General features: G+C 42.8%; 8 protein-coding genes and 1 pseudogene. 5 read left to right on the top strand and 4 right to left on the bottom strand.

The window, feature by feature from the left end:
- Positions 1 to 1,401: M13-type metalloendopeptidase (locus SMIDD26_RS07330; RefSeq protein ID WP_061439705.1), on the top strand; the 1,401-nt coding region annotated here is incomplete at its 5' end.
- Between the two features lie 241 nt (positions 1,402 to 1,642).
- Here SMIDD26_RS07330 and SMIDD26_RS07325 read toward each other — a convergent pair.
- Together SMIDD26_RS07325 and SMIDD26_RS07320 are read right to left on the bottom strand one after the other, a co-directional pair.
- A complete protein-coding gene (locus SMIDD26_RS07325; RefSeq protein WP_061439704.1) occupies positions 1,643 to 2,272 on the bottom strand; it encodes an MBL fold metallo-hydrolase in 630 nt (209 codons plus the stop codon).
- A 123-nt stretch (positions 2,273 to 2,395) separates the two neighbouring features.
- On the bottom strand, positions 2,396 to 2,659 hold the full coding sequence (locus SMIDD26_RS07320; protein ID WP_061439703.1) for a hypothetical protein: 264 nt from the start codon (positions 2,657 to 2,659) through the stop codon (positions 2,396 to 2,398).
- A 496-nt stretch (positions 2,660 to 3,155) separates the two neighbouring features.
- On the opposite strand from SMIDD26_RS07320, the gene SMIDD26_RS07310 reads away from it, so the two are divergent.
- Positions 3,156 to 5,378: a RelA/SpoT family protein gene (locus SMIDD26_RS07310; RefSeq protein ID WP_061439702.1), complete on the top strand. Its 2,223-nt coding sequence runs from the start codon at positions 3,156 to 3,158 to the stop codon at positions 5,376 to 5,378.
- A gap of 29 nt (positions 5,379 to 5,407) precedes the next feature.
- Positions 5,408 to 5,851: a D-aminoacyl-tRNA deacylase gene (gene dtd, locus SMIDD26_RS07305; RefSeq protein WP_000691419.1), complete on the top strand. Its 444-nt coding sequence runs from the start codon at positions 5,408 to 5,410 to the stop codon at positions 5,849 to 5,851.
- A 38-nt stretch (positions 5,852 to 5,889) separates the two neighbouring features.
- Here the strand turns inward: dtd and SMIDD26_RS11765 are convergent, their stop codons facing one another.
- Positions 5,890 to 6,303: a hypothetical protein gene (locus SMIDD26_RS11765; RefSeq protein ID WP_078748198.1), complete on the bottom strand. Its 414-nt coding sequence runs from the start codon at positions 6,301 to 6,303 to the stop codon at positions 5,890 to 5,892.
- Positions 6,304 to 6,467: 164 nt separating this feature from the next.
- Positions 6,468 to 7,118, bottom strand: coding sequence for a metal-dependent transcriptional regulator (locus tag SMIDD26_RS07295; RefSeq protein ID WP_061439701.1), 651 nt, complete (start codon positions 7,116 to 7,118; stop codon positions 6,468 to 6,470).
- Between the two features lie 111 nt (positions 7,119 to 7,229).
- Here SMIDD26_RS07295 and SMIDD26_RS07290 point away from each other — a divergent pair, with 111 nt between their 5' ends.
- A complete protein-coding gene (locus SMIDD26_RS07290; protein ID WP_061439700.1) occupies positions 7,230 to 8,072 on the top strand; it encodes a metallophosphoesterase family protein in 843 nt (280 codons plus the stop codon).
- Between the two features lie 75 nt (positions 8,073 to 8,147).
- Positions 8,148 to 8,244, top strand: a pseudogene (locus SMIDD26_RS11760) (Rrf2 family transcriptional regulator); the annotation flags it as partial.

The following is an 8,244-nucleotide window of genomic DNA, read 5'->3' as shown; positions in this document are numbered from 1 at the left end:
GAAAGCAGTGCAAATCTTCTCAAGGCTTATGATTTCTCTGATGCAGAAATTGAAGACTTGCTAGAGAAAAGACTAGAATTGGACCGTCGAGTTGCGGCAGTGGTGCTCTCTAATGAAGAAAGTTCAGAATATGCTAAACTCTACCATCCATATTCATATGAAGATTTCAAAAAATTCGCACCTGCCCTACCTTTGGATGACTTCTTCCAAGCCGTTCTTGGCCAAGTACCAGACAAGGTTATCGTAGACGAGGAACGTTTCTGGCAAGCCGCAGACCAATTCTATAGTGAAGAAGCTTGGCCTCTCCTCAAGGCAACCTTAATTTTAAGTGTTGTTAATCTCTCAACCAGCTATTTAACAGAAGAAATCCGTGTCTTGTCAGGTGCCTATAGCCGTGCGCTTTCAGGAGTTCCAGAGGCCAAAGACAAGGTCAAGGCAGCCTACCAGCTAGCACAAGGTCCATTCAAACAAGCCCTGGGTCTCTGGTATGCCCATGAAAAATTCTCTCCAGAAGCTAAAGCAGACGTGGAGAAAAAAGTGGCAACTATGATTGATGTCTATAAGGAACGCTTGGCTAAGAATGACTGGCTGACTCCTGAAACTCGTGACAAGGCCATCGTTAAACTCAATGTTATCAAGCCTTACATCGGTTACCCAGAAGAATTACCAGAACGCTACAAGGACAAGGTAGTGGATGAGACTGCTAGTCTTTTTGACAATGCTCTAGCCTTTGCGCGTGTGGAAATCAAGCACAGTTGGAGTAAGTGGAACCAACCTGTTGACTACAAGGAATGGGGCATGCCTGCTCATATGGTCAATGCTTACTACAATCCACAGAAGAACCTGATTGTCTTCCCAGCGGCTATTTTACAGGCACCTTTCTATGATTTGCATCAGTCATCTTCTGCTAACTACGGGGGTATCGGGGCGGTTATTGCCCATGAAATTTCCCACGCCTTTGATACCAACGGAGCTTCCTTTGATGAAAATGGTAGCCTCAAGGATTGGTGGACAGAGAGCGACTATGCTGCCTTCAAGGAGAAAACACAAAAAGTTATTGACCAATTTGATGGACAGGATTCTTATGGAGCAACCATTAACGGTAAATTGACTGTATCAGAAAACGTGGCTGACTTGGGAGGAATCGCTGCAGCGCTTGAAGCAGCTAAGAGAGAACCAGACTTCTCAGCAGAAGAATTCTTCTACAACTTCGGTCGCATCTGGCGCATGAAAGGTCGTCCAGAATTTATGAAACTTTTGGCTAGCGTGGATGTGCATGCGCCAGCCAAACTCCGTGTCAATGTGCAAGTACCAAACTTCGATGATTTCTTTACAACCTATGATGTCAAGGAAGGAGACGGTATGTGGCGTTCACCAGAAGAGCGCGTGATTATTTGGTAATATAAAGAAGCAAGTAATTAGCAAAAGGCATCCAATCAGGTGTGAAAACTTGATTGGATGCCTTTTATAATGGAAAGACTTGCTGGATAGTTTACTTATACTCTTCGAAAATCTCTTCAAACCACGTCAACTTTATCTGCAACCTCAAAGCGGTGCTTTGAGTAACCCTGTGGCTCGTTTCCTAGTTTGCTCTTTGATTTTCATTGAGTATTAAATTACGATATCTATTGTCATCATCTTGCTAGAAAAAAGGATTGAAGGTCTTTTCGTGAGCAATAGTAGTAGATGGACCATGCCCTGGATAGACATCATAGTTTGGTAGAGTGAAGAGTTGGGTTTGGATACTATGAAGGAGTTGCTCCGTACTACCAGTCGGAAGATCGGTTCGTCCGATTGTTTCACGGAATAGGGCATCCCCTGTCAAGACTAGGTGAGCATCAGGAAAGACTAGGGAAACACCGCCGATAGAGTGCCCTGGTGTTGGTAAGACAGTGAAACGAAATTCCTCCAGTTGATATTTCTCATGAAAGACAAAGGTGTGTTCTGCAGGTTTTGCGACCACATCTGCCATATCATCGTGGCGAGGTAGCCCTGAGAGATTATCAACAGGCGTGTAGAGCCAGCTGGCTTCGCTCTCTGCGATATAGACAGGAGGATTACCAAAATTCTCGCGCACCAAGTCTAGACTCATGATATGGTCATAATGGGCGTGGGTCAATAGAATGGCACAGATTGGTTTGTTGATTTTCTCAATCGTCTTGCGAATAGCGTCCCAATAGCTACCGGGATCGACAACGATGAGGTGCTTTTCACCTTCCAGATAATAGGTATTTTCATAGGCAACAGGATTTACGGTTTTATGGATTTTCATATTAGCTCCAATCTCAAAGAATGTACTAAGATAAGTATAGCACAGTTGGGGAGAATAGGTAAGGATTTAGAATGAACTTAAAAACCAGCATGACTAGATGAAGACAGGCTGGTTATCAATTTATCAATATTGGAGAGGTGTCAATTGCCCTTCATAGGTTGCATAAACTCCGTCATTAGCCTGTTTGATAGACGTGATGTTTAGAGTGCCACCGTAGTTGGCTTCTCGTTTATCGCTATATTCACTATAAGTTATCCTATTGGGCAGGTTCTGGTCGTTAGCATAGTATTGAACGACTGTTTTTTTATAGCTTTGCTGGTTGAATAGGAACAGACAGCTAACTCCTAAAACTAGGAGAGCAAAGATAGAAATAGCAGTTTTTTTCATAGGTGTTCTCCTTATAAACTAAAGGATAAAAGAAAGTATCTTGAGGATTTTTATACTCTTCGAAAATCTCTTCAAACCACGTCAGCGTCGGCTTGTCGTATATATGTGACTGACTTTGTCAGTCTTATCTACAACCTCAAAGCGGTGCTTTGAGCAACCTGCGGCTAGCTTTCTAGTTTGCTCTTTGATTTTTATTGAGTATTAATTCCAAAATCCAGTCAAGGTACCAGTGTATGTGACACGAGTTCCACTGTTTAGCTTTCGTATCTTCAAGGAAATTGAGGGAAGTCAGAAAGTCTTTGGGTTACAATATTGTTTCCGTTATTCTATCTCTCCTTCTATCATCTAAGTTTAAAATCTAACTTCGTAATATATTATATACTAATAATTCAGAATTATCAATCAATTCTGAATTATTTTTTTCTTATTCTGTTCCAATCTAGTTTTCATATTCTTAAAAAAGTGATAAAATGGTAGGAAGAATTGGAGAGTAGAGATGCCAAAAGAAGTGAATTTAACAGGCGAAGAAGTTGTCGCTTTAACCAAAGAATATTTAACGGAAGAGGATGTCCATTTTGTCCATAAGGCCTTGGTCTATGCGGTGGATTGCCATAGTGGTCAATACCGCAAATCAGGCGAGCCTTATATCATTCATCCTATCCAAGTAGCAGGTATTTTAGCCAAACTCAAGCTAGATGCTGTAACAGTAGCTTGTGGTTTCTTGCATGATGTGGTAGAAGATACTGATGCGACCTTGGACGATTTGGAGAGAGAGTTTGGTCCTGATGTGCGGGTAATCGTAGATGGGGTTACTAAGCTTGGTAAGGTCAAGTACAAGTCTCACGAGGAGCAGTTGGCTGAAAACCACCGCAAGATGCTCATGGCCATGTCTGAGGACATCCGTGTTATCTTGGTCAAACTGTCTGACCGCTTGCATAATATGCGGACTCTAAAACACCTTCGAAAAGACAAGCAGGAGCGTATTTCCAAAGAAACCATGGAAATCTATGCCCCTCTTGCCCACCGTCTGGGGATTTCTAGCGTCAAATGGGAATTGGAAGACCTATCTTTCCGTTATCTCAATCCAACGGAGTTTTACAAGATTACCCATATGATGAAGGAAAAACGTAGAGAGCGTGAAGCCTTGGTGGATGAGGTAGTCACAAAATTAGAGGAATATACGACAGATCGTCACCTGAAAGGGAAGATTTACGGTCGTCCTAAGCATATTTACTCGATTTTCCGCAAAATGCAGGATAAGAGAAAACGGTTTGAGGAAATCTATGATCTGATTGCTATTCGTTGTATTTTGGATACCCAAAGTGATGTTTATGCCATGCTTGGTTATGTGCATGAACTTTGGAAACCGATGCCTGGCCGCTTCAAAGACTATATTGCTAACCGCAAGGCCAATGGTTATAAGTCTATCCATACGACTGTTTATGGGCCAAAAGGGCCGATCGAATTCCAAATTCGAACCAAGGCTATGCACGAGGTGGCTGAGTACGGGGTTGCGGCTCACTGGGCTTATAAGAAAGGCGTTAAGGGGCAGGTTAACAGCAAGGAATCAGCTATTGGGATGAACTGGATCAAGGAGATGATGGAGCTCCAAGACCAGGCTGATGATGCCAAGGAATTTGTTGATTCAGTTAAGGAAAACTATTTGGCTGAGGAGATTTACGTCTTTACACCAGATGGAGCTGTCCGTTCCCTTCCAAAAGATTCAGGACCGATTGATTTTGCTTACGAAATCCATACCAAGGTCGGTGAAAAAGCAACTGGTGCCAAGGTCAATGGCCGTATGGTTCCACTGACAACTAAGCTCAAGACAGGAGATCAGGTTGAAATTGTTACCAACCCCAACTCCTTTGGGCCGAGCCGTGACTGGCTCAATATGGTCAAGACCAGCAAGGCGCGCAACAAGATTCGTCAGTTCTTTAAAAACCAAGACAAGGAATTATCCGTTAACAAGGGTCGTGAGATGTTGATGGCCCAATTCCAAGAAAATGGCTATGTGGCCAATAAATTCATGGACAAGCGCCACATGGACCAAGTTCTACAAAAGACTAGCTACAAGACAGAAGAATCCCTCTTTGCGGCGATCGGTTTTGGAGAAATCGGTGCTATTACTGTCTTTAACCGTCTGACTGAAAAGGAACGCCGTGAAGAAGAACGTGCCAAGGCCAAGGCGGAAGCAGAAGAACTTGTCAAAGGTGGCGAGGTCAAGGTTGAAAACAAAGAAACCCTCAAGGTCAAGCATGAGGGTGGTGTGGTCATTGAAGGTGCCACAGGTCTCCTCGTACGGATTGCCAAGTGTTGTAATCCTGTTCCTGGTGACGATATTGTTGGCTACATTACCAAGGGGCGTGGTGTGGCTATTCACCGTGTGGACTGTATGAACCTGCGTGCCCAAGAAAACTATGAGCAACGTCTCCTTGATGTGGAATGGGAAGACCAGTACTCTAGCTCAAATAAGGAGTATATGGCCCATATCGATATTTACGGCCTCAACCGTACAGGACTGTTGAATGATGTACTGCAAGTTCTTTCAAACACAACCAAGAATATCTCAACAGTCAATGCCCAACCAACCAAGGATATGAAGTTTGCTAATATCCATGTGTCTTTCGGCATTGCCAACCTCTCGACGCTGACCACGGTTGTGGACAAGATTAAGAGTGTGCCAGAAGTTTACTCTGTCAAACGGACCAACGGCTAATTGTCCTAGCTCTTACTAGAAAGGCTATTATGAAAATCATTATCCAACGGGTTAAAAAAGCCCAAGTGAGTATCGAAGGTCAGGTTCAGGGAAAAATCAATCAGGGACTTTTATTGCTGGTTGGTGTTGGACCAGAGGACCAAGAGGAAGATTTGGACTATGCTGTGAGAAAACTGGTCAACATGCGGATTTTTTCAGATGCAGAAGGCAAGATGAATCTGTCTGTCAAAGATATTGAAGGAGAAATCCTCTCTATTTCTCAGTTTACCCTCTTTGCGGATACCAAGAAAGGTAATCGTCCAGCCTTTACAGGTGCAGCCAAGCCTGATATGGCATCAGACTTCTATGACGCTTTCAACCAAAAATTAGCGCAAGAAGTACCCGTTCAGACAGGCATCTTTGGAGCGGATATGCAAGTTGAGCTGGTCAATGACGGACCTGTTACCATTATCCTTGATACTAAAAATAGATAAGAAAGACCAAGCCCAGCCGGCTTGGTTTTTCTCATCTATCATAAAATACTCCAAAATGAAATCTGTTCTTGATAGTCTTTTGGGAAGTCTCTTTTCAGGCTTTGGCTTATGCGATAGGAAAGTATGAGATGACCTAGGATGAGGAGAGTGCCCTGAAGGAAAAGTGGGATGCTACTTAAACATATCAAGGAGAGAATCATCAGACTATCCCATAGAAGGATTTGTAAGGCAAAACGCCAGAATCTAGGTCTAATCTGGGAATAGAGTTGACTAAAGTGGTCACAAAGTTGGTTAGAAAGATAGGTCAATAGCACAGGATGAAAGAAAATGAGCCAACCGCTATAAATCAAAATCCAGTCCCAAGTAAGCTCTTCTTTAAATGTCAAAAATGCCAGCATGATTCCATCAATGACAAGGAGTTGAATGGTTTTGATGAAGATGATGTTTTTCATGATAAGGCCTCCTTTTTTCATCTGTTAGTGACGTAATAGTTTATATAATTATTATATAATATTTAGTCAAATGATGAAAGCGTTTACTATCGTTTTTGATACAAAAAATAGATGAGAAAACCCTGAAAATCAAACTTTCAGGGTTGGTTGGGGTACTTGAGAAATTAGTTGATTTTTTCGACATAGAGTTGTTTGGCAATGTCCATACCTACTTGTAAATCCTCTTCTTTACTGAGGATAGTGAAGGTATTGCTGAAGCCATCAAACTGCTTGACTTGGAGCGGATCACCGATGTGAAGGGAGTGCTTGTCCAGATAACTGAGAATGTCAAAACTATCGTGCACCCGAGTCAGGCGGTAGGCGCCAGCTTCCTTGATGTCAGATAGTGGCAGGTTATTGATTTCAACTAGGAGTTCTCCCTTGGTAGGAATAGTTCCTCCGTGAGGGCAAGTCTTGGGGAATCCTAGTAGTTTATCCAGTCTTTCCACGAACAGGTCAGAGACAGTATGTTCCAAGACCTCAGCCTCTTCGTGAATCTGGTCACTCGTATAGTCTAAATGATGAACTAGAAAAACTTCAATCAAGCGGTGTTTACGGTAGAGCTCAGAGACCAGTTTGAGGCCGAGGTCAGTCAGTAGATAGCCACATTCCTTGTCCTTTAGGATTAGGTTTTCACTCTTCATCCGTTTAATCATTTCAGTTACGGCAGGGGGAGAGACTTGCATACGAGCCGCAATTTCCTTGTTGGTGATTTTATGCAAATCTATGCCAATTTCATAAATACATTTTAGATAATCTTCTTTATTCGGGGTCATTCGTTTCCTCTTGTCTAATATCTTTATCTAGTATATCAAAAAAAGCTAGATTTCTCTAGCTGTGACTTTTTATGTTATACTTATTGCAAGAGAAAAAACGAGGAGATGGATATGACGAAAATAGCTCTTCTTTCAGATATTCATGGAAATACCACCGCCTTGGAGGCTGTTTTGGCAGATGCTCGGCAGCTAGGAGTGGATGAATACTGGCTTTTGGGAGACATTCTGATGCCAGGGACAGGGCGTAGAAGGATTTTGGACTTGTTGGCTCAACTACCGATTACAGCTAGAGTTTTGGGAAACTGGGAAGACAGTCTTTGGCATGGTGTCCGCAAGGAGTTGGATAGTACTCGTCCCAGTCAACGCTATCTCTTGCGCCAGTGCCAGTATGTTTTAGAGGAAATTTCCCTAGAAGAAATCGAACTGCTCCACAATCAACCTCTCCAGCTTCATCATCAGTTTGGTGATTTGACGATAGGAATTAGCCATCATCTGCCTGATAAGAACTGGGGGCGAGAGTTGATTCATACTGGAGCACAGGAGGATTTTGACCGCTTGGTGACCAATCCCCCTTGTGATATTGCTGTTTATGGTCATATTCATCAGCAGTTACTTCGTTACGGGACTGGTGGACAATTGATTGTCAATCCGGGTTCGATTGGGCAACCTTTCTTTTTGGATGCCCAGTTGCGGAAGGACTTGCGAGCCCAGTACATGATTTTGGAGTTTGATGACAAGGGCTTGGTAGATATGGACTTCCGACGGGTAGACTACGATGTGGCAGCTGAATTGCAGTTGGCTAAAGACCTCAAACTACCCTATTTTGAGGTTTACTATGAAAGTCTGGTCAATGGGATCCACCATACCCACAATCAGGAATTTCTGAGAAAATTAGCCCAGAAAGAAGGCTATGATAGGGAATTAGATGCTTGGTTGAAAAGTGGTAACGATTGACATTACAACTAAAAAGGGTATAATAAAAGAAAAAGAAGAGTAGAGGCAGGCTAGCCTTGTAAAAAGGAGAAGAGGATGCAAATTCCAAGTAGATTTACCATTGCGACTCATATGCTGATAATTATCGCCCTCGAGGGGAAGGAAAGCAAGGTGACCAGTGATTTTTAGCTGC

Source organism: Streptococcus mitis, assembly GCF_001579035.1.
In the GTDB taxonomy this organism is placed as follows: Bacteria; Bacillota; Bacilli; order Lactobacillales; family Streptococcaceae; genus Streptococcus; species Streptococcus mitis_J.
The sequence above is the reverse complement of the archived record's forward strand: the minus strand, read 5'-3'. Positions and strand labels throughout refer to the sequence as shown.